The sequence below is a fragment of the Paraburkholderia sp. A3BS-1L genome (assembly GCF_051125215.1).
GTDB lineage: Bacteria > Pseudomonadota > Gammaproteobacteria > Burkholderiales > Burkholderiaceae > Paraburkholderia.
In genome coordinates this window covers 1,536,858-1,562,066 of sequence record NZ_CP120442.1, presented here as the reverse complement: position 1 = coordinate 1,562,066, position 25,209 = coordinate 1,536,858, and the positions used below count along the sequence as shown (strand labels likewise).

Genomic DNA, 25,209 nt, shown 5'->3' with positions numbered 1-25,209 from the left:
GCGCGGCGTGTCAGGTATCAGCTGCCGCGAAACACCGGCTTGCGCTTCCCATGAAACGCTTCGACGCCTTCACGGAAATCGTCCGACGAGCGCAGACGGCTATAGCAATGGCCTTCGAGTTCGATCGCGATCGACAGCGGCGCGTCTTCCGAATCGTTCAAGAGCTTCTTCGCGGTGCGCTGCGCGAGCGGCGAGAACGCGCGCAGTTCGTCGACGAGCGCATCCGTCGCCGATTCTAGTTCCGCGTCCGCGACGCATTCGACCGCGATGCCCCACTCGTACGCCTGCTTGCCCGGAATGCGGCGCGAGCGCATCACGATGTCCTTCGTGCGGCCGATGCCGACCATCGATTGCAAACGCGCCGAGCCGCCCGAGCCGGGAATCTGGCCGAGCTTCTGCTCCGGCAGCGCATAGAAGGTCGTATCGGTGACGATGCGGAAATCGCACGCCAGCGACAACTCGAATCCCACGCCGAAGCAGAAGCCGCGATTCGCCGCGATGACCGGCTTCGAGCAGCGCGCGGGCGCCGCGATATTCCACGCGAGCTTCGACACGTGTTCCGGCGATGCTTCCAGAAAGCCCTTGATGTCGCCGCCGCTCGAGAAGTGCTCGCCCTTCGCGCGCACGACGATCACGCGCACTCGTTCGTCTTCGTCGAGTGCTTCGAATACGGCGCGCAACTGGTCGCGAGCGCGCATCGAAATAACATTGAACGGCGGGCGATGCAGGATGATGTCCGCGCGCGCGCGCTGCGCGTCGATTTCGACCGAGAAGCCGTCGAGGTCTTGCAGCAGTGTCTGGCCGTGATGGTTGAGATCACTCATTGTGGGTTACTCCTTGGTGGTTTCTGTAGGTTGCGTGGCCTGGGCGTTCGAATCGGGCGTGTACTCGCCCGCTTGCAGCTTGCGGCGCAGAATCTTGCCGACAGGCGACTTCGGAATGTCATCGACGAACACGTAGTCGCGCGGGCGCTTGAAGTTGACGAGGTCGGACTGGCGGCACCATGCATCGAGCGAGTCGGAATCGACGTACTCGCGGCGCTTGATGAATGCAACCACGCGCTGGCCCCAGCGCTCGTCCTTGACACCCGCGACCGCGACTTCATCGACGGAGGGATGCAGCGACAACACCGATTCGATATCCACCGGCGAGATGTTTTCTCCACCGCTGATGATCATGTCGTCGACGCGGCCCGTCACGTACAGATCGCCGTCGCGGTCGAGATAGCCCGTGTCCCCGGTGAAGTACCAGCCCTCGCGCAAGCACTTCGCATTCGCGTCCGGGCGATTCCAGTAGCCTTCGAAGGCCTCGTCGCCGAGCAGGTCCACGATGATCTGCCCTTCTTCGCCGACTTCGGCGACCTCATCGGGCGAGAGCGCATCGAGCCTCACGACGCGCAGCCGCGTATTGATGCCCGCGCGGCCCGCGCTGCCGGGCTTCTTTGTCGCGTCCTGGTCGATGCTGAACGTGTAGACCTCGGACGAGCCGTAGTGATTGACGAAGAGCTCCGGCTCGAACGCGGCCGAGAGGCGCTTGAGCAGGCCGTCGCTCATCGGTGCGCCCGCGAAGCCGAGCTTTCTGACCGACGACGTGTCCGTGCTCGCGAACGCGCTGTCAGCGAGCAGATCGTGATAGAGCGTCGGCACGAGATAGAGGCAGGTGAGCGCGTGCTTCGAGATGCTTTCGAGCGCGAGCTTCGCGTTCCAGCGCCGCACGCAAACGAAAAGGCCATCGACGAGCGCCATCGCGAGCAGCGAGCGCACGCCCATCGTGTGATAGAGCGGCATCACGCCGAGCGTGCGTTCGCCGCGCCTGTACAGGTTCTGCGCGACGTGCGCGAGCGCGCCCGCGCGTTCATGCCGATGCCGGCGCGGCACACCCTTGCCTTTGCCCGTCGTGCCGGACGTGTAAAGGATCAGCGAGATGTCGTCGGCGGTGGCGTGCGTCGTGTCGGTCACGTCGCCGCTGCGCGTTCGTTCGGCGATGAGCGCATCGAAGGTGGTGGTGCGGCCGGGTGCATCGTCGAGTCCGACGCGCGGCACGTTTTGCGCGGCGGCGCTCTGCGCGACGGAATCGGCGCTGACGGGTTCGTAGACGATCGCCTTCGCCCCCGCGTCAGTCACGCAGTAATCGACTTCTTCCGGCTTCGCGCGCCAGTTGAGCGGCACGATCACGATGCCCGCAAACTGTCCGGCCCAATGCAGCGTCGCCATTTCCCAGCGGTTTTGCAGCACGACAAGCAGCCGGTCGCCGCGTTGCAGGCCGAGCTCGCGCAGGCCATCGGCGACATTCAGGATCATGCGATGCCACTGCGCGTACGTCAGTTGGACATCGCCATCGACGAGCGCGAGCACGTTCGGACTGCGCTCGACGCTTTGCAGAAACGTGCGGCCGAGATCAAGCATGTTCGACCTCTTCCGTGCTTGCCTCGGCCCGGCGGCGCGCGGCCACGTCGAGCACGGCGGCTACGATCGGCGTGTAGCCCGTACAGCGGCAGATATGACCCGAGAGCATCTCGCGCACTTGCTCTTCGGACGGATCCGGCACGCGCCGCAGATAATCCGCGCACGACATCAGAATGCCCGCCGTGCAGAAGCCGCATTGCAGCGCGTGATGCCGCTGGAACGCCTGCTGCAGGTCGCCAAGCGTCTGATCGGGCGCAAGGCCTTCGACGGTATCGATATGCCGCCCATCGGCCTGCACCGCGAGCATCAGGCACGAGCGCGCCGCGACGCCATCGACCTGCACGGTACATGCGCCGCACACGCCGTGTTCGCAGCCGACGTGCGTGCCCGTCGCGCCGAGTTCGTGCCGGATGAAGTCCGACAGCAGTTCGCGCGGCTCGCAATGGCCGCTTCGTTCGCGGCCGTTCAGCGTCAGCGCGATGCGCTGCGCTTTGCCGTGCCGCATGATGGTGTCCGACATCTTGCTCACTTTGCCTCCTCGATCACGCGCCATCCAAGTTGCCGGACCAGATTCCGGCGATATTTCGCGCTGATGTGCGCATCGTCCTGCGCGTTCAGTTTCCAGCTCAAATCGTTCAATGCGCCACGCAGGTCGTCGCCCTGCAAACGCGGCCATTGCTCAGTCACCGGCCGGTCAGCGACGCCGCCGACTGCAATGCGGATCGACTCGTCGGTGACCACGGCCGCGCACGCGACGATCGCGAAATCACCGTGTCGCGCGGAAAATTCCGCGAACGCGTAGCGCTCGCCTGCCTTGCACAGCGGGAAGCGGACCGCTTCGACGAGTTCGTCGGGCTCGCGCGCGGTCATCAGCATTCCCTGAAAGAAGTCCTGCGCGGCGAGCGTGCGGCGCCTCTTTCGCGAGCGCAGCATCACGTCGCCGCGGAGCGCCGAAAGCACGAGCGGCAACTCCGCGCTCGGGTCCGCATGCGCGATCGATCCGCACACGGTTCCACGATTGCGAATCTGAAAGTGCGAGATATGCGGGAACGCCATCGCGAGCAGCGGCACTTCGTCGGTGAGCGTGCTGCGCCATTCGACGCTGCCTTGCGTCGCCGCGGCGTTCACGACGAGATGCCCCGCCTGCTTGTCCACGCGCACGGCATCGAGTTCGGCGGTGCGCGAGATATCGACGAGCACCTTCGGCTGCGCGAGCCGCATATTGAGCACGGCCATCAGCGACTGGCCGCCCGCCAGCACGCGGGCGTCTTCGCCGTATTGCGCGAGCGCGTCGAGCGCGTCTTGCGCGGTCATCGCGCGCAGGTAATCGAACGGTGCGGGCTTCATGCGTGTCTCCTGAAACGTGCGAGGAGTCTTGCGATCCACGATCCGTGCGCTTGCACGGGCTTACCCGCCGCCTGGCGTCCGAGCGATTCGAACAACTGCTTGAGCACGACCTTCGCCGCGCCTTCGAGCATGCGGCCGCCGACCGCCGCGACCTTGCCTGACACCTGCGCTTCGTAGTCGTACGTGAGCCGCGTGCCGCTGCCTTGCGGCGTCAGTTCGACGAGACCGCTGCCGCGCGCGCTGCCGAGCGGCGAGATGCCCGCGCCAGCGAGTCGCAGGCGGCGCGGCGCATCGATCTCCGACAAGCCGATACGCGCCTCGAAACGCGCCTTGATCATGCCGACGCCGACGGTCACGTCCGCGCGATACTGGTTCGGCGCCGTCTCTTCGAGCGCGTGACAGCCGGGAATGACGTTCGCGAGTGCCTTCGGATCGAGCAGCACGGCGAACACAGCTTCGGGTGTCGCGGGCAGATCGACAGCGCCCTGCGCCGTCAGTGCGCGTCCGCCGCCTGGCGTCGCGGGCTTCGTGGCGGGCGCTTCGCGATATTCCGGCCGCGACGGTTCGGGATCGTCCACGCCGATCATCGCCATCACTCTGGGCGGCGTGAGCGGCAGGCGAATGTCTTCGACGCCGAGCGCGTCCGCCACCGCATTCGCGATGCACGGCGGCGTGCTCATGTTGTTGCCTTCGCCGAGACCCTTCGCGCCAAGCGGCGTGAAAGGCGAAGGCGTCTCCAGATGGACGATCAGCGGATCGGGCACTTCGCAGGTCGTCGGCATCAGATAGTCGGCGAGCGTGCCGGACTGGAAGCTGCCGTCCGCGCCGTAGCGGAACTCTTCCATCAGCGCCGCGCCGACGCCTTGCGCGAACGCGCCGCGAATCTGGCCATCGGCGAGTGCGGGATTGAGGATGGTGCCGGCGTCGTGCACGGTCACATATCGGTCGATGCGCACGCGTCCCGTCACGCGATCCACTTCGACGCCGCACATGTCGAACGCGAAGCCATACGCCGCCGATGTATTGATGCGGTCCTGTTCGTCGGGCGCATCCATGTGCGGCGGCGACCAGAACACGGTTTCGCGCAGGCCAGGCTCTTCGCCCTCGGGCAAGAGCGCGGGCGCCCAGTGCGGCGCATTGCTCGCGGCGCGCGCGAACGGCAGTGCGCGGTCTTCGGCGTCGTGCGGAAAGACGCGCGCGCCTGCGAAGCGCACGTCGCCGGGCGCGCAGTTGAACTGCTTCGCGAGCACGCGCGCGAGCTTGTCGCGCACGCGCGTCGCGGCGAGATGCACCGTGCCCGCCACTGCGCCCGCGAACCGGCTCGAATAATTGCCCGCCGCGACGGACCAGGCGTCCTTGTGCGTATCGAATTCGACGTTGACGACGATGTCCTTCGGATCGAGCCCGAGCACATCGGCGACGACTTGCGCACACACCGTCATGTGGCCCTGGCCCGCGGGCGTCGAAGCAATCGTGACGACCACGCCACCGAGCAGATCGACGCTGACGGTCGCGCTCGCGATCGCGCCGTTCTTCGGCCCGGCTTTCCTGCGCGCATCGGCGGGCATCACGGTCGTGATGTAGCCCATGTTCGATACCGACGGCTCGACGATCGCCGCGAAGCCGATGCCATACAGCCGCCCTTCGTTGCGCGCGGCGTCGCGGCGCGCAACGAGTTCCCGGTATCCGCCTTCGTCGAGTGAACGGCGCAGCGCTTCCTGATAATTGCCTGAATCGAGCAGCGCGCCCGCCGCCGCGCGATACGGGAACGCATCGGCGGGAACGAAGTTGCGGCGATACACGTCGAGCACATCGAGCTTCAGTTCGATCGCGATGCGCTGGATCAGCCGCTCCAGCGTGAAGTACACCTGCGGCCCGCCGAAGCCGCGCACGAGCCCCGTCGGCGTCTTGTTCGTCAGCACGACGCGGTTGCGCACGAGCAGATTCGGGATCGCGTACGCGCCCGTCAGGCAGCCGTGCATCCGGTAGAACGTCGCGGGCTCGGGCGCGCGCACGTAGCCGCCGACGTCTTCCAACTGATCGTAAGACAGCGCGACGATGCGGCCATCCGCTTCGACGGCCGCTTCTATCGTTGAAACACGCGCCGTCGCCGATGTCGCCGCGCTCAAGTGCTCGAGCCGATCCTCCACCCACTTCACTGGCACACCCGCCTTGCGCGACGCGAGGCACATCAGCACGACATACGGAAACACGGCCTGCTTCACGCCGAAGCTGCCGCCGGAATCGCGCGGGGCCTTATGACGCAGGCGATTGCCGGGCACGTTCAACGCCATTGCCATGACGGCGTGCAGCGAGAACGGCCCCATGAAATTCGACGTGACGTCGTAGCCTTCATCGCCCGAAAGATACTCGGCGATGACCACGCCGCACTCGATCGGCGCGCACGTGTTGCGCGGATAATGCGCGACCAGCTTCACGCGATGCGGCGCGCGCTCGAAGGCCGCTTCCGGCTCGCCGTAGCGGAAATGCCGGTCGCTGATGACGTTGCTGCCGACGCGTTCGTGCAGCACCGGCGCGTCGTCCTTCGCGGCTTGTTCAATCGACGTCACGGGATCGAGCATCGCGTAGTCGACCTTGATCAGATCGAGCGCGTCTTCCGCGAGCGCACGCGATTCGGCCATCACGACCGCGACCGGCTCGCCGACGTAGCGCACGCGGTCCATCGCGAGCGCCCACTGTTCCATCGGCGATTTCACGCCGACGACGAACGGTCGCGACCACGGACGCAAATCGTCGCGCGTGAGCACGGCGCGCACGCCCGCGAGTTTCGATGCGGCTTGCGTATCGATAGACAGGATATCCGCGTGCGCGTGCGGCGAACGCAGAATCGCGGCGTGCAGCGTGCCCGGCTTGACAGCGATGTCGTCGCCATAGCGGCCACGGCCCGTCAGGATCGCCGGGTCTTCGAGGCGCTCCATCGAGCGCCCGATGTGACGCTGCGGTGCGGTCGCTTCGCGCATCTCTTTGCCGGCGACGCGCGCGTCCATGTCGGCAAATGCGGTTTCGCGCTGATTCATGACGTTACTCCTCACGTGCGGCGCGGCCGCCGAATTCATCGGCGAGACCGCTCCAGCGGCGCGCAATCTCGTCGTGCTCGATGCCGAACAGATCGAGAATGCGCCCGACCGTGTGGTCGACCACGTCCTCGATAGTCTGCGGATGCGCGTAGAACGCGGGCACCGGCGGCATCACGATCGCGCCCATTTCCGTGGCGAGCGTCATGTTGCGCAGATGCGCGAGATTGAGCGGCGTTTCGCGCGCGACCAGCACGAGGCGGCGGCGCTCCTTGAGCATCACATCGGCGGCACGCGTAAGCAGGTTGTCCGCGAAGCCGTTCGCGACGCCCGCGAGCGTTTTCATCGAACATGGCGCGATCACCATGCCTTCGGTCAGAAACGATCCGCTCGCCACGGCCGCGCCGATATCGCGCACGTTGTGCACGACATCGGCAACGGCTTCGAGATCGCCACGCGCGAGGCCGAGTTCCTGTGCGGCCGTCACCGCGCCCGACGACGACACGATGAGATGCGTCTCGTGCGTGCCGAGCCGGCGCAACGTGGCGAGCAAACGCACGCCGATCACCGCGCCGCTTGCGCCCGAAATGCCGACGACGATGCGCTTCTTTCGTTCAGCCATGATCGCGCGACAAATAGGCGTCGAACGCGCTGTTGTCAGCGGCGACGAGTGCGTGCAGGTCGACCGTGTCTTGCCCCGGTATGTGTACGCGCGTGAACACATGCGCGGGATACACGACGGGGCGCGTCGCATCGAGGCCCATCTTCGCGCTCACGCCTTGCAGATGCGACGGCGCATCGTCGGGCTGACCGACCGTCGTCGATGGATCGAGCGGCGAACCTTGCGCGCCTGCTATCACGACGAGATCGCGGTCTGCCTGGAAGCGCGTCGCGATCGCCCATTCGATTTCGGCGGGATCGTGCACGTTCACATCGGTATCGACGACGACGACCTGCTTGATGTCGTAATGCGCGCCGAACGCGCACAGGATGACGTTCTTCGCTTCGCCTTCGCGCTGCTTGTCGAATTGCACCCACAGGTGATAGCGGCACACGCCGCCCACCGACAGATGCACGTCCTTCACGGCGGGATGGCTGCGCTGAAGATGCGCGAGCAACGTGGCTTCGCGCGGAATCGCGCCGAGCAGCAGATGCTCCATTTCGGCGGGCACGATCGTATGAAAAATCGGATCGCGCCGATGCGTGACGGCCGTCACTTCGATGACTTCGCGTGCTTCCTTCGCGCTGTAGTACTTCGGAAATTCGCCGAACGGACCTTCCGGCTCGCGCACGTTCGGCAGAATGCGCCCTTCGATGACGATCTCCGCAAACGCCGGCACGTGCACGCCGTTCGTCATGCATCGCACGACAGGCAGCGGCGCACCGTGCAGCGCGCCCGCGATTTCGAGTTCGTCGTGATCGATCGGCGTGATCGCTTGCGACGCGAGCATCGTCAGCGGATCGACGCCAATCACGATGGCGACGTCGAGGGCATCGCCCGCGGCTTCCGCGTCGCGCTGGAATGCGTAGAGATGACGCGGCAGCAGCAGGATCGCCATGCGATCGGCGCCATGCACCTGAATGCGGTTGATCGAGACGTTCTGCACACCGGTGCGCGGATTGCGCGCGATCACGAGACCGGCGGTGATGTACGGGCCGTTGTCGTGTTCGCTGTGCGTGGGAATGGGCAGCAGCGCGTGAAGATCGATGCCGCTCGTATGCACCACTTGCTGACAGGGCGCGTCCTCACGTTGAATCAGTTTCGATGCGAGCGGCACGGCGGCCGCAGCGGAAAAACGCGCGAGCAACGCGGATTCATCGACGCCCATCGCTTCCGCGATCCACGCGCGCTTCGACATGAAGCCGCTCACGACGGGCATCGCATGTCCGTGCGGCTGCGTGAAAAAAGCAGCTTGGTCGCCGTCGAGCCGCTTCGCAATGGCGGCGAGTTCGTGCTCGAGCGCGACGGGCTTGTCGATCGTCGCGACACGGCCGGTTTTCGCGAGATGCGCGAGCCAGTCGCGCAGCGACAAGCCGGTGTCGGCGTGATCCCGTGCCCAGGCGAATGAGGGAATGCCGTGCGTCGCGGCATCGCGTGTGTTCATCATCGTCTCCATCTGTGAGCGCCTGCCATGGCAAGCGCATGGGATGAAGCGTAGCGAGATCGCGCCATAACATCTAATACTGTTTACTGATGCGACGAATCATTCGTTCTTATATCAGTGTTAGCCCTGATGACAGCGTTCTTACAGTTACGTATCAATAGACCGCTCGCGCACGCCCTTACGGAAGGGCGCGTCACGATAAGCCGCCCTGCACCGTCGACGAACGCAGGGTGATAATGTCATCGCACCCCATTAGCGTAACTGATGCCCCGAGGGAACATGGACCTCAAGCAAATTCAGTACTTCATCGCGCTGTTCGAGGACGGCTCGGTCACGCGCGCCGCGAAGCGGCTGAACATCGTGCAACCGGCCTTGAGCATGCAGATTGCGAAGCTCGAGGACGAACTACATCAGCAGCTGTTCGAGCGCGGCGCAGACGGCATGGCGCCGACCGCCGCCGGACGGCTGATGTACCGCCTGTTTTTGCCGATCATGCGCGATCTTGCCCACGCGCGGCAGCAACTCGTGCAGCGCGACGAAGTGGTGACCGGGCATGTCGGCATCGGGCTGATCGCATCGGTGACGGAAAGCGTGCTCGCGGATTCGCTGTCGCGCTTTCACGCGCGTTACCCCGATGTCGAAGTCACCGTCGCCGATGGCTACAGCGCGACCTTCATCGACTGGGTGGCGGGCGGCCAGCTCGATGCCGCCATCATCAACAAGCCGCGAGCGCGCCTTTCGCTCGACTCGCGCCCGCTGCTCGACGAAGAGATGGTGCTTGCCACCAGCGCCGCGCATGGTCCCGACTTGCCCCATGCAATCGAACTCGCGCAATTGCCCGAACTCGAACTGGTGCTGCCGACGAAGCGCCACGGCCTGCGCGGCGTGCTCGACAGCGCCGCGCAACACGAGGACGTTTTGCTCGCGCCGCGCTTCGAGATCGACGTGCTTTCGACGATTCTGAAGCTCGTCGAGCACACGCGGTTCGCGACGATCCTGCCCCGCATCGTCGTTGAGCGGGCGGCGCGGCATGGCACGTTGCGCGCGTGCCCGATTCTGGCGCCTCGCATCGTGCGGCACATTGTCTGCGTGAGCCATCCGCGCCGCCCGTTGAGCGCGGCGGCAGAAGCACTGATCGAGATCATCGGCGACGAGTTGCACCGCGCGTCGAACATGTCGGGCGACGAGCCCTCACACACCATCAAGGAACGTTCAGCATGAACGCACGACACTGGATTGCCGGTGAATGGACCGGCACGCCCGACATCGACAGCATCGATCCCGCGACGGGCGAGGCCATCGGCCAGTTCGCCGACGGCGGATCGGGCGAAGCCGATGCCGCCATCGCCGCCGCGCGCCACGCGTTCGATCGCACGACATGGGCGCAGGACGCGCGTTTGCGCCAGGACGTGCTGCTCGGCTGGGCGTCGGCGCTCGAAGCCGAACGCGACACGCTCGCAACGCTGCTCACGCGCGAGAACGGCAAGGCGATCACGCAATCGCGCGGCGAGATTGCGGGTGCGATATCGGAAGTACGCTATTACGCGGGGCTCGCGCGGCATATTGCCGGGCACGTGCTCGAACCGGAACCGGGCACGATATCGACGATGCTGCGCGAAGCGGCCGGCGTTGCGGCAATCATCGTGCCGTGGAATGCACCCGCCGTGCTGCTCGTGCGCTCGCTCGCGCCTGCACTGGCGGCCGGCTGCACGGCGATCGTCAAACCGGCGGCGCAGACGTCACTGCTCACGGCCGCGATGTTGCGCTGCTTCGAATGCACGGCGTTGCCTGAAGGTGCGGTGAACCTCGTCAACGAACGGGGACACGCCGCCAGCCAGCGGCTCGTGGATTCTCACGACGTCGATGTGGTGAGCTTCACGGGGTCGACGGCAACGGGCAAGAAGATCATGGCGGCCGCTGCCGACAGCATGAAGAAGCTGTCGCTCGAACTTGGCGGCAAGTCATGCTGCGTCGTCTTCGACGATGCCGATATTGCGGCGATAGCGCCGCGTCTCGCGCGCGCCGCGACGATCATCTCCGGGCAGCAATGCACGGCGGCGCGCCGGGTGCTGGTTCATGCGTCGCGCGCCGCGGAGATGCGCGAGCACCTCGCGTCGGCGCTTGCGTCGCTGAGGGTCGGACCGGGCATCGATCGGGCAACGGATATCGGCGCGCTCATTGACGGCACGACGCGCGATGCGGTGCAACGGACGATCGAGCGCGCGTGCGGGATGGCCGAGCGCGTGCTGCTGCGAGGCACTTGCTCGGGGCATGCGTTTCTGTCGCCGACGCTCGTCGAACATGGCGATCCCAAGGCGTTCTTCTGTCAGGACGAGATCTTTGGCCCGTTCGTCACGCTGGAAGTCTTTGAGAACGAAATGGAAGCGATCGACAAAGCCAACGACACGGTCTTCGGTCTCTCGGCAAGCGTATGGACGCACGACGGGGCGCGCGCGTTCCGCGTCGCGCGTGCGCTGCGCAACGGCACTGTGTGGATCAATGACCACAACAAGCTTTTCGCCGAAGCCGAAACAGGCGGGTATCGCCAAAGCGGACTGGGTCGGCTGCACGGCTACGATGCGCTTGCGGACTTCACCGAGTTGAAGCACATCTGCATGCCGGCCGGCGTTGCGGAACGTATCGCGCCGTTGCGGTGAATGGCAGGGAGGCGAGTCAATGGACAGCGTGGATCTCGAAGTACTGAAAAGCAGCGCTCGATGGTTGGCAGACGGGCATCGCGTGCTGCTGGTGACGGTGGTGAAGACATGGGGATCGTCGCCGCGTCCCGTAGGCGCGATGCTCGCCGTGCGCGCCGATGGGCATGTGGTCGGGTCGGTGTCGGGCGGATGCATCGAAGACGATCTGATCGATCGCGTGCGGCAGCGAGGCATCGAACAGGAAAGGCCGCAGGCGTTGAAGTACGGCGTCAGCGCGCAAGAGGCGCATCGCTTCGGCCTGCCTTGTGGCGGCACCATTCAGCTCGTGCTGGAGCCGTTGATGCTTGCGAGCGGTATCGCCGAGCTGTGTGCAGCGGTGGAGGCAGGCAGGCTCGTCGCGCGCACGCTCGACTTGACGACGGGGGCTGCGCGCCTCGAACCGGCGCAGGCGACGGACGGCGTCCTCTTCGACGGGACGACGCTGCTGACCATCCATGGGCCCCGTTACCGGATGCTGGTGATCGGCGCGGGACAGTTGTCGCGCTATCTTTGCAGCATCGCGGTTGGGCTGGATTATCAGGTCACGGTGTGCGATCCGCGCGAGGAATATACGGACGAGTGGAACGTGCCGGGCACGAGCATCGTTCGCGCCATGCCCGACGACACCGTGATGGACATGAAGCTCGACGAACGCTGTGCGGTGATCGCGCTGACGCACGATCCGAAGCTCGACGATCTCGCGCTGATGGAAGCGCTGAAAACGCCTGCGTTCTATGTGGGTGCGCTCGGTTCGCGTCGTAATAACGCGGCGCGGCGGAAGCGCTTGAGGGAGTTCGATCTCAACGATGAAGAACTCGCACGCCTGCACGGACCGGTGGGCATCTACATCGGCAGCCGGACGCCGCCGGAGATCGCCCTGTCGATACTTGCCGAATTGACGGCCGCAAAAAATGGCGTGTCGTTGCCAGAACTTCTACGGGTCGAAGGCGCGAAGGCGGCCCGCGAGATGGCGGGCAACGCGGTGGGCTGTGGCGCCTTGTAAGCGGAGCAGAAACGAATTTTGCATGGTTTCTGCGTCTGCGAATCGCACACTCTATCAAAGCGTCGATGGTCAGTTTGTTGCTCGCTGGGAAAACGCCCGCCTGCAAGGCTATGCCGCGACGTCTGCGGCCACAATCGCGGGACTGCGGCGCTGCGCGACGATATGCCCGCACATCGGGAATATCGCGCTCCCCTACCCGCATTTCGCGCCGGTGGTAAGACCCAGCCCGACCATTTGAATCCTCTCCTGGAGACAACCAATGTTTGTCCAAATGAATAGGAAACCGATTCATCTAGAAAAGTTTTTTGCCGTATGACGAAATTTTGTTCATTGCCGTCCAGCGTCAAACATGGCGATCCTAATGCAAACGGGTTCATTCTTGAGCACACAGACGTTCGAACTCAAGAGATGTACTCACGAGTCTTAGCTGGGTGTGCCAGCGTTAGGTCGCTCGCCTTTGGATTCGTAGCAATCCAGCCGTCCAGCATATCTGCCCACGCCTGGAGCATCGTCCTCCTCTGCTCTGCATACTCCGCCTTGTTGTAGACCGCGCGCACGCCACGCTGTTCGTGAGCGAGGCATTTCTCAATCCAGTCGGTGTTGAACCCTGCTTCATGCAACAGCGTGCTGGCAGTCCGACGCAGATCGTGCACCGTGAAAGGATTAAAATCTGTCCCATCGTCGCGTATCAGCTTGACCGTGCTGTCAATGACCCGGTTCAGAGTCGCCATACTTATTGGGGATGCCGTCTCATAGCGGCCGGGATGCACGTACGAACTCGCTCCGAAGCACGTCTTGAATGCGACCAGAATGTCCAGAGCCTGTTGGCTCAGATAGACAATGTGGGGGCGACCGGCCTTCATCCGATCCTTCGGAATTGTCCAGACTGCGGCGTCGAAATCTATCTCACCCCACATCGCCAAAATGAATTCGGACTTGCGCACCAGAGTGAGCAGCATGAATCTGATAGCAAGGCGCAGCGTAGGCATCGTCGGCGTCTGTTCCAATGCACTGAAAAACAGATGGATTTCGGAAGGCGACAGGGTCCGATCGCGCGGCTTGAAGGTGGCGATCGCAGACGGGCGGATGGCCTCCGCAGGATTGTCCACCTTTAGTCCCCGCGCCTGCACGAAACGGTAAACCTGCAGAACGATGTCGCGCGCCTGCACGGCAGGGGCCGCAGCGCCCCTCTCCTTGATCTTCTCGCAGCGCGCCATCAGTCGCGCGGGCGTGATCTCTCCCAACTTCAGCCGGCCAAATTCCGACGCGAGATTCCGCTCGTATACTGATTTGCGCATCGCTCGTGTGGAGTCGGCAAGAGCAGTCTCCACAAAGTATTTCTCCGCCCACTTACCAAACGTCAGCGCCTCGGTCGCCTCGACCCGTTTCTCGACTTTCGCACGTGACGGACTCTCGCCACGTTGGATTGCTCCGTAGGCATAGTCGCGTAGAAGCCGGGCTTCCGGGAGGCTAATAGCCATCCCGAATCCGAGTTCGTCTGGCTTGCGTGGCTTCCGTGCGGAAAGTGATGGATCGTAGCGGCCGATAACCAGGGTTTCCCGGCGACCGTTCACCCGGTAGTCGTACCGGAAGCTCACCGCGCCTGACGGCGTCACTGCCGCATATAGCCCCCGCTGATCAGCAACCTTATAGATCTTCTGGGCCGGCTTCAGCGCTCGCAACTGCATGTCTGTGAGCATAGGGACTCCTCGAACGTATACCGTCAACCGATACCGTCAGACTAACTTGACGGTATCGGACAAGGCCGTCCGAGGAAGAAATGTCGGTACCGTCACCGATACCGACATTTCCATCAGGTATTGCCCGGATCACAGCAGACCACACCAGACAATAACCTCATGTTTTTAAACGGAAAAACATGAAAAACCGGACCTCCCGGAACGACTTGGGAGCAGTCTAAATCATTCCCACTCAATCGTCGCCGGCGGCTTCCCCGAAATGTCGTACACCACCCGATTAATCCCCCGCACCTCGTTAATGATGCGGTTGGACACCTGCCCAAGCAGCTCATGCGGCAGATGCGCCCAATGCGCGGTCATGAAGTCGAGAGTCTGCACCGCGCGCAGCGCGACCACGTACTCGTAGGTACGGCCATCGCCCATCACGCCCACGCTCTTCACGGGCAGAAACACGGCAAAAGCCTGGCTCGTGAGCTCATACCACGACTTGCCGGATTCCTTATCGATGGTGTTGCGCAGCGTCTCGATGAAAATCGCATCGGCGCGACGCAGCAAATCCGCGAACTCGCGCTTCACTTCGCCGAGAATACGCACGCCGAGGCCCGGGCCCGGAAACGGATGGCGATACACCATATCGTGCGGCAAGCCGAGCTTCACGCCCAGTTCGCGCACCTCGTCCTTGAAGAGTTCGCGCAGCGGCTCGAGCAGCTTGAGGTTCAGCGTCTCTGGCAGGCCGCCCACGTTGTGGTGGCTCTTGATCGTATGTGCGCTCTTCTTGCCCTTGCCCGCCGACTCGATCACGTCCGGATAGATCGTGCCCTGCGCGAGCCACTTCGCATCCGTGAGCTTGCCCGCCTCGGCCTGGAACACCTCGACGAACTCCGCGCCAATGATCTTGCGCTTCGCCTCCGGATCGGTCACGCCCGCCAGCTTCGACATGAACGCCGCGCTCGCATCGACGTGAACCACTTTCACGCCGAGGTTATCCGCGAACATCGACATCACCTGCTCGGCTTCGTTCAAGCGCAGGAGGCCGTGATCGACGAACACGCAAGTCAGCTGATCGCCAATCGCGCGATGCAGCAGCGCTGCCGCCACCGACGAGTCCACGCCGCCAGAGAGGCCGAGAATGACATGCTCGCTGCCCACCTGCTTGCGAATCGCTTCGACGGCTTCATCGATGTAGTGGCCCATTTCCCAGTCGGCCTTCGCGCCGCAGATGCCCAGCACGAAGCGCTCGAGCATTGCGCGGCCCTGCACCGTGTGCGTGACTTCCGGGTGCCATTGCAGACCGTAGAAGTGACGTGCTTCGTCGGCCATCGCCGCGATCGGGCACGATTCCGTCGATGCCATCAGCTTGAAGCCTGGCGGCATGTCGGTGACCTTGTCGCCGTGGCTCATCCACACCTTGAGCATGCCGTGGCCTTCGCTCGTGCGGAAGTCCTCGATACCTTCGAGGAAGCTCGTGTGGTTGCGCGCGCGCACTTCGGCGTAGCCGAATTCGCGCAGATGGCCGCCGTCGACCTTGCCGCCGAGCTGCTCGGCCATCGTCTGCATGCCGTAGCAAATGCCGAGCACCGGCACGCCCAGTTCGAACACCGCTTGCGGTGCGCGCGGTGTATCGGTTTCGGTGACGGAGTTCGGTCCGCCCGAGAGGATGATGCCCTTTGGCGCGAACTCGCGGATGAATGCGTCGTCGACGTCGTGCGGATGGATTTCAGAGTAGACGTTGGCTTCGCGCACGCGGCGCGCGATCAGTTGGGTGACTTGCGAACCGAAGTCGAGAATCAGGATTTTGTCGTGCATGGCAGCGGACGAGACCTAAAAAAGAACAGATACAGAAAGCCGCGCGCTGGGTGAATCTGGCGCGCGGCGTGAATTCATCGGAAACCTGGCGCTTGATGGCTGCGGCGCAAAACGGTGCATAAACCGGCGAACGAGCCAATAAGCAGATAGCGCAATCCGGACATAAAGCGACGGGTATTGCCCGCGCCCCGGCTTCTCGCGCGAATCAGCCACGCAGCGGCGGCCGCGGCGCGTCTGCTGCTTCGTCTCGCGCGGCAAGATACGGATCTTGCACTTGCGCAGCCGCACCCGCTGAAGCGGGTGTTGCCGGCGCGGGTTCTGCGCGGGCCGCGCCAGTTGCCACCGCGCCGCCCACAAAAACCGGCTTCGCGTATGCCACGGGCTCTTCGCGCTTCGTCCTGGCCACGGCGCGCGCTTCGCGTTCCTGCGCGGCGGCCTCGGCCGCCTGTGCCTTCTCGCGCCGCTTCACCGCACCGGCAAGCCGTGTGCCGCCCAGCCCGACGATGATCAGCCAGGCGCCCAGTGCTCCAGCCACCAGTTGGCCGAAGCCCGTGAGTTGCGGCGTATGCAGGCCAATCAGCCAGACCAGCATCAGCACGCCAGCGATCCAGTTAACGTGCCCCACCGTGCGCCCGACCGTGACGGTCAAGTCGCCGTCAAAGGCCGCTCGCAGCGCAATCCACGCGAAACCAGCCAGCACCACTCCGAACGCCTGGCCGATGAGCGGCGGCTGCGCCTGCACCAACTGCAAGGCGTTGTAGAGCGAGCTCCAGGGCGTGAGCAGGAACAGCACGCCGAACCCCAGCAGCATCAACGCGTCGACAATCAGCACTATGCGCAGCAGCGGCTTCATCGCGGTTTAGTCCACGTGGTAGTTGGGCGCTTCCTTGGTGATCTGCACGTCGTGGACGTGGGATTCGTTAAGGCCGGCACCGGTGATCTGCACGAACTCCGCCTTCGCATGCAACTCGTCGATCGTGCGGCAACCGCAGTAGCCCATCGAGGCGCGCACGCCGCCGATCAGCTGGAACAGGATTGCGTTGATCGGCCCCTTATAGGCAACGCGGCCTTCGATGCCTTCCGGCACGAGCTTGTCGATATTGGCCGAGTTGTCCTGGAAGTAGCGGTCCGCGGCGCCGTCCTTCATCGCACCGACCGAGCCCATGCCGCGGTACGACTTGTACTGGCGGCCCTGGAACAGGAACACGTCGCCCGGCGACTCTTCGGTGCCTGCGAACATGCTGCCCATCATCACAGCGTTCGCTCCGGCTGCCAGCGCCTTCGAAACGTCGCCCGAGTAGCGCACGCCGCCGTCGGCGATGCACGGCACGCCCGTGCCCTTGAGCGCTTCCGAGACATTGGAAATCGCGCTGATCTGCGGCACGCCCACGCCCGCCACGATACGCGTCGTGCAGATCGAGCCCGGGCCGATGCCGACCTTCACGCCGTCCGCGCCGTACTCGACGAGCGCGCGCGCCGCGTCAGCCGTAGCGATGTTGCCGCCGATCACCTCGACGTGCGGGAAATTCTGCTTGACCCACCGGACGCGCTCGAGCACGCCCTTGCTGTGGCCGTGCGCCGTATCGACCACGATCACGTCCACACCGGCCTGCGCCAGCAGTTCGACGCGCTCCTCGTTGTCCGGGCCCACGCCGACGGCCGCGCCCGCGCGCAGCTTGCCGTGCTCGTCCTTACACGCGGCCGGATGCTCGGTCTGCTTGGTGATGTCCTTGACGGTCATGAGGCCGCGCAGTTCGAACGCGTCGTTCACGACCAGCACGCGCTCGAGACGGTGGCTGTGCATGAGCGCCTTGGCTTCGAGAAGCGGCGTGCCTTCCTTGACGGTGACGAGGCGCTCGCGCGGCGTCATGATCGAGCGCACCGGCTCATCCAGACGCGTTTCGAAGCGCAGGTCGCGGTTCGTCACGATACCGACGAGTTGCGCGCCTTCCACCACCGGGAAGCCCGAGATGCCATGCTGCTGCGAGAGGGCGATCACGTCCGCGACTTTCATCTGCGGCGGAACCGTGATCGGGTCGCGCACCACGCCCGATTCGAAACGCTTCACCTTCGCAACCTCGCGCGCCTGCTCGGCCGGCGTGAGGTTCTTGTGGATGATGCCGACGCCGCCCTGCTGCGCCATCGCGATTGCGAGGCGGCCTTCCGTGACGGTATCCATCGCGGCCGAGACAAGCGGAATATTCAGGGAGATATTGCGGGTCAGCCGGGTTTTCAGGCTGGTGTCGCGCGGGAGAACGTCGGAAAAGGCGGGGACGAGGAGCACGTCATCGAACGTGAGTGCTTTCTGGATCAGACGCATGGCAAATCCTATAGGCGCAAAAGCAGATTATACGGGATAGCGCCCTGGAAATCATCAGTGTCTACAGTAGCTTAGCGCCGTTTTCGGGATTTTTTTGAGGTTTGGGGCGGGGCATGTGGGGGTATAAGAGCCCTGTGTCAGACCCGATTTTCTGGCCGCAGGCCGAAAGCTGCGACTCAGGAATCGGAAGATCGGGAATCGCGCCGTGCAGGATTGAACAAGACGGCCACGCGGCCTGTGATTAAGCTTCCACCCATCCTGCAAGGCCAGAATGGCCGGATTGAAATTGTGGAGGCAAGGGAAATGCAGCGTGGTGTGTTGTACGGCGTGCTCGCCGGTGCGTTATGGGGAACGGTGTTCCTGGTTCCGCGCCAGTTGCCGGAGTTCTCGCCGCTGCTCCTGAGCGCCGGGCGCTACGCAATGTATGGCCTCGTGTCGTTCGCGGCCCTTCTGCCCATGCTGCGGCACGTCTGGCCACGCCTGACTCGCGCGGACCTCGCCGCGCTCGTGAAACTCGCTCTCGTGGGCAACCTTCTGTACTACCTCTTTCTTGCGAGCGCGATTCACCTCGTGGGCATCGCGCCGGCCTCGCTGATTGTCGGCGTCCTGCCCGTCACGGTCACGCTGCTCGGACGCGGCGATCATGGCGCGGTGGCACTCTCTAAGCTGGTCTGGCCGCTCGCCATGATCGCGGCCGGCATCGTGTGCATCAACATCGACGTTTTCACTGCGGGCGCAAGCGATCACGCCAGCACGCTCACGAAGATAGCCGGCCTTGGCTGCGCGGTTGGCGCGCTCGCTTGCTGGACGTGGTACGCCGTCGAAAATGCCCGCTATCTGCAACGCAACGCCCATTTCGGCGGCAACGAGTGGTCGGTGCTTTGGGGCGTCGTAACAGGCGCGCTCGGTGGCCCGCTCTGGCTCGCGGTGCTCGTCATGCCCGCCGGCATGGTGCAGCACAGCGTGGCCAGCGGACGCTGGACGGCATTCTGGCAACTGAACCTCGTGCTGGCCATCGGCGCGTCGTGGCTTGGCAACGGCCTCTGGAACGCGGCGTCCAAGCGGCTCCCGCTTACGCTTTCGGGTCAGATGATCGTATTCGAGACGCTGTTCGCCCTGCTCTACGGTTTCGTCTACGACCACCGCCTGCCACGCATGCTCGAAGTCGCAGCCATCGTGCTGCTGGTCGCGGGCGTGAGTTGGTCAGTCCGCCAGCATTCGGGCAGCCCGGAAGACACGGCGCATGGAGACGGTATCGTGCCGAAAGGCGATTTGCCGGGAATTCCTGCCATTGGCGAAACGAACGCCTCTGCAAGTAACGGCCCGGAGCGCCGCCGCACGGCGAATTGAAAAGCCCGAGGGCGCAACACGCGCCCTCGGATAGCCACTCATTTGCCCCGTCAACGCCGATTTAGCGCGAATCCTTGTTTTGCCACTTGCGGCCCTCGATCGAGCCTTCCTTGCGCGTCTTGTCGACACGGCGCTGCCGCGCGAGCTTGGGGTCGACCACCAGCGGGCGATAAATTTCCACGCGATCGTGATTGGCGAGCACCGTGTCGAGCGGCTTGAGCTTGCCGTAGACGCCCACCTTCAGTTTCGTCAGATCGATTTCCGGATGGCGGACGAGAATGCCGCTGGCGTCGATGGCCTGCTGCACCGTCGCGCCGGGCTCGAGCTCCACCCCGATGAGCGTCTGCGCGTCAGGCAGCGCATAGCAGACGTCGATGAACAGTTTCGCGCTCATGGCTTGTTCTTGCCGTAACGCTGGTCGGCGCGCTTCACGAACGTGTCGACGAAGGTGTTCGCAATATGGTGGAACACGGGGCCGATGATCTTCTCGAGAAGAATGTTAGAAAACTCGTAGTGCAGCGAGAATTCGATCTTGCAGGCATCGGAGCGCAACGGCGTGAAGCGCCAGGCGCCCGTGAACTTCTTGAACGGCCCGTCGGCGAACTCCATGTCGATGCGCTCGGGCCGCTTGTGCTTGTTGCGCGTGGCGAAGTGCTGCTTGATGCCCTTGAAGTTGATATCGATTTTCGCTTCCATTCCGTTCTCGTCCTTGCGGCGAACCTCGACGCCGCCGCACCACGGCAGGAAGTTGGGATAGTCGTCGACGTCGGTCACGAGGTCGAACATCTGCTCCGCCGAATGGCGAATCAACACGGTTTTCTGAACATCCGCCATAAATTGCGCAATGCGAGGCAAGGGTGAAAGCGCCACGGGCTTTCGGTGGCCCGCTTTGCTAAAATCGTAATTTTAAACGAGTTGGGCGTTTCCCATTTTCCTATGAGCATCATCGACAACAGAAAAGCCTTCTTCGATTACTTCATCGAAGAGCGCCACGAGGCGGGGCTCGCGCTCGAAGGATGGGAGGTCAAGGCCATGCGCGCCGGACGAGCCAACATCAAGGAAAGCTACGTCGTGATCAAGAACGGCGAGCTGTACCTGATCGGCACGCACATCAGCCCGCTGCCCGAAGCCTCGACGCACATCCAGCCCGACCCTACGCGCATCCGCAAGCTGCTGCTCCACCGCGAGGAAATCGACAAACTGATCGGCAAGGTCGAGCAGCGCGGGTTCACGCTCGTGCCGCTGAACTTCCACTACAAGGGCGGCCGCGTGAAGTGCGAGATTGGCCTCGCGAAGGGCAAGAAGCTGCACGACAAGCGCGAAACGGAGAAGCAGCGCGACTGGCAGCGCGAAAAGGCGCGCCTCATGCGCACGCCGACCTGAGCACGCCCAGGCACCCGCTCAGGCGCCCTTCGCCGCATCGCGGCTCAACTGCGTCTCTTTCATGCCCGAGCGGTTCACGATGGTGAGCGCCGAAGCAATCATCGAGCTCAGGTCGCTCATATTGCCGGGCACGATCAGCGTATTGCCCTGCTTCGCGAGATTGCCGAACGCCGTGACGTACTGCTCGGCCACCTTGAGATTGACCGCATCCATGCCCCCCTGCGCCTGGATCGAGTTGCCGATCTTCTGGATGGCCTGCGCATTCGCCTCGGCCACCGCGAGAATGGCGGCCGCCTGACCCTGCGCCTGATTGATGGCGGCCTGCTTCTCCCCTTCCGACTTCTGGATCGCCGCTTCGCGCGCGCCCGCCGCAAGGTTGATCTGCTCCTGCTTGCGCCCTTCCGAGGCCGCGATCAGCGCGCGCTTTTCACGCTCCGCCGTGATCTGCGCCTGCATCGCGTGCAGGATTTCCTTCGGCGGCGTGAGGTCCTTGATCTCGTATCGCAACACCTTCACGCCCCAGTTGGCGGCGGCTTCATCGAGCGCCGAGACGACGCTGTGATTGATGAAATCGCGCTCCTCGAACGTCTTGTCGAGTTCCAGCTTGCCGATCACCGAGCGCAGCGTGGTCTGGGAAAGCTGCGTGATGGCGAACACGAAGTTGCTCGAGCCGTACGAGGCCTTCATCGGATCGGTCACCTGAAAGTACAGCACGCCGTCCACCTGGAGTTGCGTGTTGTCGCGCGTGATGCATATCTGGCTCGGCACGTCGAGCGGAATTTCCTTGAGCACGTGCTTGTAGGCCACGCGGTCGATGAACGGCAGCACGATCGAGAGACCCGGTGTAAGCGTGGCATGGTAGCGGCCCAGCCGCTCGAGCACCCAGGCATGTTGCTGCGGCACGATCTTCATGGTCCTCGAGATCAGCACCACGACGATCACGAGCAGAATCACCCCAACGATAGGCACTTGCATACGCATCCCCTTTTTGCTTTGACTTCGGCTTCGATTTGACTTCGTTCAGGCGTGGCGCGTGCCTTCGCGCGCACCCGGCGCCACGCTGCCGGCGCGCCTCGCCGCAACAACGAGGCAACTGCCCCGCACCGCCTTGATTTCGTAGAGATGGGCGTCCTCGGGCTCGCCCGGCGCGAGTTCGACATCCCACTCGGCGCCCCGATACATCGTGCGTGCGCGCCCGTCTCGCCACTCGGCGACCGGGACAGTCGAGCCGATGTCGAGATTCACACCCGGATCGGTTGACGCGTCGACCATGCGCCGGCGCCGCCCGAACCGCGAGCGCCGCAGTGCGATCACGGCCATCAAGGCCACGAGCGCAGCTGCCACCATTTGGAGTTCGAGCGGCGCGCCCAGCTCATAGGCGAGCACACCCGCGAGGCACCCGAGCGCGATCATCAGCAAATAGAACGTGCCGGTCATCAGCTCGGCCACGATCAGCACGCCTGCGCCGATCCACCAGAACACACCATGCGGACCCACGTCGACCTCCCAAAGTAAAACACCCCGGCTTGACCGGGGTGTTATAGCACGAAGCTGACACTGATTTGCGCAGCGTGCGAAGCAAGGCATAAGCAGCCTCAACTTCCGCACGCTGCGCGTGCCGGAGCGGCAGGGTCAACAGGCGGGCATTACTTCGCCTGCGACTTCGCGAGCGCCTGCCACGTATCGACGATCGTGTCGGGGTTCAGCGACATCGACGCAATGCCTTCGTCCGCGAGCCACTGGGCGAAGTCCGGATGATCGGACGGACCCTGGCCGCAGATGCCGACGTACTTGTTCAGGCGCAGGCAGGTTTCGATCGCGCGCTTGAGCATGAACTTCACGGCCGGATCCCGTTCGTCGAAGTCGACTGCCAGCAGTTCCATGCCCGAGTCACGGTCGAGGCCGAGCGTGAGCTGCGTGAGGTCGTTCGAGCCGATCGAGAAGCCGTCGAAGTACTGCAGGAACTCTTCGGCGAGGATCGCGTTCGACGGCACTTCGCACATCATGATGAGACGCAGACCGTTCACGCCGCGCTTCAGACCGAACTTCTCGAGCAGGCCGACCACACGCTCCGCCTGCTTGAGAGTGCGCACGAACGGCACCATGATCTCGACGTTCGAGAGGCCCATCTCTTCACGCACGCGCTTGAGCGCGAGGCACTCCATCTCGAACGCCTGCGCGAAGTCCTCGGCGACATAACGCGACGCGCCGCGGAAACCCAGCATCGGGTTTTCCTCGTCCGGCTCGTAACGCGAACCGCCGATCAGCTTCTTGTACTCGTTCGACTTGAAGTCCGACAGACGCACGATGACGGGCTTCGGATAGAACGCCGCCGCGATCGTGGCGATGCCTTCCGTGAGCTTGTCGACGTAGAACGCACGCGGCGACGCATGGCCGCGCGCCACGCTCTCGACCGCCTTTTTCAGGTCCGCGTCGACGTTCGGGTACTCGAGGATCGCCTTCGGGTGCACGCCGATGTTGTTGTTGATGATGAACTCGAGACGCGCGAGGCCAACACCTGCATTCGGCAGTTGCGAAAAGTCGAACGCGAGTTGCGGGTTGCCGACGTTCATCATGATCTTGACCGGAATCGCCGGCAGCTCGCCGCGCTGCACTTCGCTGACTTCGGTTTCGAGCAGACCGTCGTAAATGCGGCCTTCGTCGCCTTCGGCGCACGACACGGTCACCAGCGCGCCGTCCTTCAGCACGTCGGTTGCATCGCCGCAGCCCACGACTGCCGGCACGCCCAGCTCACGCGCGATGATCGCGGCGTGGCAGGTACGGCCGCCACGGTTCGTGACGATGGCCGAAGCACGCTTCATCACCGGCTCCCAGTTCGGGTCGGTCATGTCGGCGACCAGCACGTCGCCCGGCTGCACGCGTTCCATTTCGGACGGATCGTGAATCACCTTCACGCGGCCCGCGCCGATCTTCTGACCGATCGCGCGGCCCGTTGCGAGAACCTGCGACTGGCCCTTGAGCTTGAAGCGCTGCTCGGCCTTGCCCGCGGCCTGGCTCTTCACCGTCTCCGGACGCGCCTGGAGAATGAAGATCTTGCCGTCGAGGCCGTCCTTGCCCCACTCGATGTCCATCGGGCGCTGATAGTGCTTTTCGATGATGACGGCGTACTTCGCCAGCTCGATCACGTCTTCGTCGGTGATCGAGAAGCGGTTGCGCTGCTCATGCGAAACGTCGACCGTCTTCACGCGGCCCGGCTCGCCCGGCTGCGTGAACTCCATCTTGATGAGCTTCGAGCCGATCGAGCGGCGGATGATCGGCGCCTTGCCCTGCGCGAGCGTGGTCTTGAAGACGTAGAACTCGTCCGGATTCACCGCGCCCTGCACGACGGTCTCACCAAGGCCGTAGCTCGACGTGATGAAGACGGCATCCTTGAAGCCCGACTCCGTGTCGAGCGTGAACATCACGCCCGCGGCGCCGCGGTCCGAGCGGACCATGCGCTGCACGCCAGCCGACAGTGCGACTTCGGCGTGGGTGAAGCCCTTGTGGACGCGATAGGAAATGGCGCGGTCGTTGTAGAGCGACGCGAACACGTGCTTGAGGCGATCGAGGACGTCCTCGATGCCCACCACGTTCAGGTAGCTCTCCTGCTGGCCGGCGAACGATGCGTCGGGCAGGTCTTCGGCCGTAGCCGACGAACGCACAGCGAACGAAAGCTCGGACGGCGAGCTGTTCTTGAGCGTCTCGAAGCCCGCGCGGATGTCTGCCTCCAGCTTCGGCTGCAGCGGCGCGTCGACGATCCACTGGCGGATTTCCTTGCCCGCTTCGGCCAGCGCCTTGACGTCGTCGACGTCGAGCGTCTCCAGACGAGCGGCGATCCGTTCGGTCAAGTTGTTGTGCTTCAGAAAGTCGCGGAAGGCGAGCGCGGTCGTCGCGAAGCCCGTAGGCACACGCACGCCAGCTTCAGCCAACTGGCTGATCATTTCGCCGAGGGAGGCGTTCTTGCCGCCCACGATCTCGACATCGGTCATCCGCAACTGCTCGAAAGGCACTACATAAGCCTGATCCTTGGCAACGGTGTTAGTCATTACAAGCCCCTAA

Annotated in this window: 21 protein-coding genes; 5 read left to right on the top strand and 16 right to left on the bottom strand. The window is 63.9% G+C overall.

Annotation, left to right across the window (positions count from 1 at the left end):
- Positions 1 to 17: 17 nt before the first annotated feature.
- Genes P5W99_RS07025 through P5W99_RS06995 form a run of 7 tightly spaced genes read right to left on the bottom strand, consistent with a single transcriptional unit; the run spans position 18 to position 8,892 of the window.
- Complete coding sequence (locus P5W99_RS07025; RefSeq protein ID WP_421023871.1) at positions 18 to 824, bottom strand: enoyl-CoA hydratase/isomerase family protein; 807 nt, start codon at positions 822 to 824, stop codon at positions 18 to 20.
- A 6-nt stretch (positions 825 to 830) separates the two neighbouring features.
- Positions 831 to 2,405, bottom strand: coding sequence for an AMP-binding protein (locus tag P5W99_RS07020; RefSeq protein ID WP_057928648.1), 1,575 nt, complete (start codon positions 2,403 to 2,405; stop codon positions 831 to 833).
- Positions 2,398 to 2,934: a (2Fe-2S)-binding protein gene (locus P5W99_RS07015; RefSeq protein WP_028213734.1), complete on the bottom strand. Its 537-nt coding sequence runs from the start codon at positions 2,932 to 2,934 to the stop codon at positions 2,398 to 2,400. Before P5W99_RS07015 ends, P5W99_RS07020 begins: the two co-directional genes overlap by 8 nt.
- Positions 2,931 to 3,752, bottom strand: a complete 822-nt coding sequence (locus P5W99_RS07010; protein ID WP_057928647.1) for an FAD binding domain-containing protein — start codon at positions 3,750 to 3,752, stop codon at positions 2,931 to 2,933. Before P5W99_RS07010 ends, P5W99_RS07015 begins: the two co-directional genes overlap by 4 nt.
- A complete protein-coding gene (locus P5W99_RS07005) occupies positions 3,749 to 6,790 on the bottom strand; it encodes a xanthine dehydrogenase family protein molybdopterin-binding subunit (protein WP_057928646.1) in 3,042 nt (1,013 codons plus the stop codon). Before P5W99_RS07005 ends, P5W99_RS07010 begins: the two co-directional genes overlap by 4 nt.
- A gap of 4 nt (positions 6,791 to 6,794) precedes the next feature.
- Positions 6,795 to 7,409, bottom strand: coding sequence for a UbiX family flavin prenyltransferase (locus tag P5W99_RS07000; protein ID WP_434662318.1), 615 nt, complete (start codon positions 7,407 to 7,409; stop codon positions 6,795 to 6,797).
- A complete protein-coding gene (locus P5W99_RS06995; protein ID WP_421023870.1) occupies positions 7,402 to 8,892 on the bottom strand; it encodes a UbiD family decarboxylase in 1,491 nt (496 codons plus the stop codon). Before P5W99_RS06995 ends, P5W99_RS07000 begins: the two co-directional genes overlap by 8 nt.
- 279 nt (positions 8,893 to 9,171) lie before the next feature.
- Between P5W99_RS06995 and P5W99_RS06990 the strand changes: the two genes are divergently transcribed.
- Genes P5W99_RS06990 through P5W99_RS06980 form a run of 3 tightly spaced genes read left to right on the top strand, consistent with a single transcriptional unit; the run spans position 9,172 to position 12,591 of the window.
- Positions 9,172 to 10,113 carry a LysR family transcriptional regulator gene (locus P5W99_RS06990; protein ID WP_421023869.1) on the top strand — a complete coding sequence of 314 codons (942 nt, stop codon included), beginning with the start codon at positions 9,172 to 9,174 and terminating at the stop codon, positions 10,111 to 10,113.
- Positions 10,110 to 11,549 (top strand): aldehyde dehydrogenase family protein, encoded by a 1,440-nt coding sequence (locus tag P5W99_RS06985; protein ID WP_057928643.1) that lies wholly within the window; start codon positions 10,110 to 10,112, stop codon positions 11,547 to 11,549. Before P5W99_RS06990 ends, P5W99_RS06985 begins: the two co-directional genes overlap by 4 nt.
- A 19-nt stretch (positions 11,550 to 11,568) precedes the next feature.
- Entirely contained in the window at positions 11,569 to 12,591 is a 1,023-nt protein-coding gene (locus P5W99_RS06980; protein WP_421023868.1) for an XdhC family protein, read from the top strand.
- A gap of 401 nt (positions 12,592 to 12,992) precedes the next feature.
- Here the strand turns inward: P5W99_RS06980 and P5W99_RS06975 are convergent, their stop codons facing one another.
- The 4 genes from P5W99_RS06975 to guaB form a co-directional block, all read right to left on the bottom strand.
- Positions 12,993 to 14,291, bottom strand: a complete 1,299-nt coding sequence (locus P5W99_RS06975) for a tyrosine-type recombinase/integrase (RefSeq protein WP_421023867.1) — start codon at positions 14,289 to 14,291, stop codon at positions 12,993 to 12,995.
- 222 nt (positions 14,292 to 14,513) lie between these two features.
- A complete protein-coding gene (gene guaA, locus P5W99_RS06970; RefSeq protein ID WP_421079419.1) occupies positions 14,514 to 16,097 on the bottom strand; it encodes a glutamine-hydrolyzing GMP synthase in 1,584 nt (527 codons plus the stop codon).
- 205 nt (positions 16,098 to 16,302) lie between these two features.
- Positions 16,303 to 16,950 carry a hypothetical protein gene (locus P5W99_RS06965; RefSeq protein WP_421079418.1) on the bottom strand — a complete coding sequence of 216 codons (648 nt, stop codon included), beginning with the start codon at positions 16,948 to 16,950 and terminating at the stop codon, positions 16,303 to 16,305.
- A 6-nt stretch (positions 16,951 to 16,956) separates the two neighbouring features.
- Positions 16,957 to 18,417, bottom strand: coding sequence for an IMP dehydrogenase (guaB, locus tag P5W99_RS06960; RefSeq protein WP_421023864.1), 1,461 nt, complete (start codon positions 18,415 to 18,417; stop codon positions 16,957 to 16,959).
- A 303-nt stretch (positions 18,418 to 18,720) separates the two neighbouring features.
- Here guaB and P5W99_RS06955 point away from each other — a divergent pair, with 303 nt between their 5' ends.
- Positions 18,721 to 19,767: a DMT family transporter gene (locus P5W99_RS06955; RefSeq protein ID WP_421079417.1), complete on the top strand. Its 1,047-nt coding sequence runs from the start codon at positions 18,721 to 18,723 to the stop codon at positions 19,765 to 19,767.
- Positions 19,768 to 19,828: 61 nt separating this feature from the next.
- Here the strand turns inward: P5W99_RS06955 and P5W99_RS06950 are convergent, their stop codons facing one another.
- Positions 19,829 to 20,161 carry an RnfH family protein gene (locus P5W99_RS06950; protein ID WP_421043866.1) on the bottom strand — a complete coding sequence of 111 codons (333 nt, stop codon included), beginning with the start codon at positions 20,159 to 20,161 and terminating at the stop codon, positions 19,829 to 19,831.
- Positions 20,158 to 20,601: a type II toxin-antitoxin system RatA family toxin gene (locus P5W99_RS06945; RefSeq protein WP_421023861.1), complete on the bottom strand. Its 444-nt coding sequence runs from the start codon at positions 20,599 to 20,601 to the stop codon at positions 20,158 to 20,160. Before P5W99_RS06945 ends, P5W99_RS06950 begins: the two co-directional genes overlap by 4 nt.
- A gap of 102 nt (positions 20,602 to 20,703) precedes the next feature.
- Here P5W99_RS06945 and smpB point away from each other — a divergent pair, with 102 nt between their 5' ends.
- On the top strand, positions 20,704 to 21,150 hold the full coding sequence (smpB, locus tag P5W99_RS06940; protein WP_129561912.1) for an SsrA-binding protein SmpB: 447 nt from the start codon (positions 20,704 to 20,706) through the stop codon (positions 21,148 to 21,150).
- Between the two features lie 18 nt (positions 21,151 to 21,168).
- Here smpB and P5W99_RS06935 read toward each other — a convergent pair whose 3' ends face one another.
- The 3 genes from P5W99_RS06935 to ppsA all read right to left on the bottom strand — a co-directional run bounded on the left by P5W99_RS06935 (position 21,169) and on the right by ppsA (position 25,196).
- On the bottom strand, positions 21,169 to 22,125 hold the full coding sequence (locus tag P5W99_RS06935; RefSeq protein ID WP_421023860.1) for an SPFH domain-containing protein: 957 nt from the start codon (positions 22,123 to 22,125) through the stop codon (positions 21,169 to 21,171).
- A 45-nt stretch (positions 22,126 to 22,170) separates the two neighbouring features.
- Positions 22,171 to 22,587 (bottom strand): NfeD family protein, encoded by a 417-nt coding sequence (locus P5W99_RS06930; RefSeq protein ID WP_421025206.1) that lies wholly within the window; start codon positions 22,585 to 22,587, stop codon positions 22,171 to 22,173.
- A gap of 209 nt (positions 22,588 to 22,796) precedes the next feature.
- On the bottom strand, positions 22,797 to 25,196 hold the full coding sequence (ppsA, locus tag P5W99_RS06925) for a phosphoenolpyruvate synthase (protein ID WP_421023859.1): 2,400 nt from the start codon (positions 25,194 to 25,196) through the stop codon (positions 22,797 to 22,799).
- Between the last annotated feature and the right edge of the window lie 13 nt (positions 25,197 to 25,209).

Excerpts from the sequence above, each read along its gene's own strand:
- P5W99_RS07020 (WP_057928648.1), bottom strand. The coding sequence starts at position 2,405 with ATGCTTGATCTCGGCCGCACGTTTCTGCAAAGCGTCGAGCGCAGTCCG.
- P5W99_RS06950 (WP_421043866.1), bottom strand. The coding sequence starts at position 20,161 with ATGAGCGCGAAACTGTTCATCGACGTCTGCTATGCGCTGCCTGACGCG.
- P5W99_RS06975 (WP_421023867.1), bottom strand. The coding sequence starts at position 14,291 with ATGCTCACAGACATGCAGTTGCGAGCGCTGAAGCCGGCCCAGAAGATC.
- P5W99_RS06965 (WP_421079418.1), bottom strand. The coding sequence starts at position 16,950 with ATGAAGCCGCTGCTGCGCATAGTGCTGATTGTCGACGCGTTGATGCTG.
- guaB (WP_421023864.1), bottom strand. The coding sequence starts at position 18,417 with ATGCGTCTGATCCAGAAAGCACTCACGTTCGATGACGTGCTCCTCGTC.
- P5W99_RS06955 (WP_421079417.1), top strand. The coding sequence starts at position 18,721 with ATGCAGCGTGGTGTGTTGTACGGCGTGCTCGCCGGTGCGTTATGGGGA.
- smpB (WP_129561912.1), top strand. The coding sequence starts at position 20,704 with ATGAGCATCATCGACAACAGAAAAGCCTTCTTCGATTACTTCATCGAA.
- P5W99_RS07010 (WP_057928647.1), bottom strand. The coding sequence starts at position 3,752 with ATGAAGCCCGCACCGTTCGATTACCTGCGCGCGATGACCGCGCAAGAC.
- P5W99_RS06985 (WP_057928643.1), top strand. The coding sequence starts at position 10,110 with ATGAACGCACGACACTGGATTGCCGGTGAATGGACCGGCACGCCCGAC.
- guaA (WP_421079419.1), bottom strand. The coding sequence starts at position 16,097 with ATGCACGACAAAATCCTGATTCTCGACTTCGGTTCGCAAGTCACCCAA.
- P5W99_RS06935 (WP_421023860.1), bottom strand. The coding sequence starts at position 22,125 with ATGCAAGTGCCTATCGTTGGGGTGATTCTGCTCGTGATCGTCGTGGTG.
- ppsA (WP_421023859.1), bottom strand. The coding sequence starts at position 25,196 with ATGACTAACACCGTTGCCAAGGATCAGGCTTATGTAGTGCCTTTCGAG.
- P5W99_RS06995 (WP_421023870.1), bottom strand. The coding sequence starts at position 8,892 with ATGAACACACGCGATGCCGCGACGCACGGCATTCCCTCATTCGCCTGG.
- P5W99_RS06980 (WP_421023868.1), top strand. The coding sequence starts at position 11,569 with ATGGACAGCGTGGATCTCGAAGTACTGAAAAGCAGCGCTCGATGGTTG.
- P5W99_RS06945 (WP_421023861.1), bottom strand. The coding sequence starts at position 20,601 with ATGGCGGATGTTCAGAAAACCGTGTTGATTCGCCATTCGGCGGAGCAG.
- P5W99_RS07000 (WP_434662318.1), bottom strand. The coding sequence starts at position 7,409 with ATGGCTGAACGAAAGAAGCGCATCGTCGTCGGCATTTCGGGCGCAAGC.
- P5W99_RS06990 (WP_421023869.1), top strand. The coding sequence starts at position 9,172 with ATGGACCTCAAGCAAATTCAGTACTTCATCGCGCTGTTCGAGGACGGC.
- P5W99_RS06930 (WP_421025206.1), bottom strand. The coding sequence starts at position 22,587 with ATGACCGGCACGTTCTATTTGCTGATGATCGCGCTCGGGTGCCTCGCG.
- P5W99_RS07025 (WP_421023871.1), bottom strand. The coding sequence starts at position 824 with ATGAGTGATCTCAACCATCACGGCCAGACACTGCTGCAAGACCTCGAC.
- P5W99_RS07005 (WP_057928646.1), bottom strand. The coding sequence starts at position 6,790 with ATGAATCAGCGCGAAACCGCATTTGCCGACATGGACGCGCGCGTCGCC.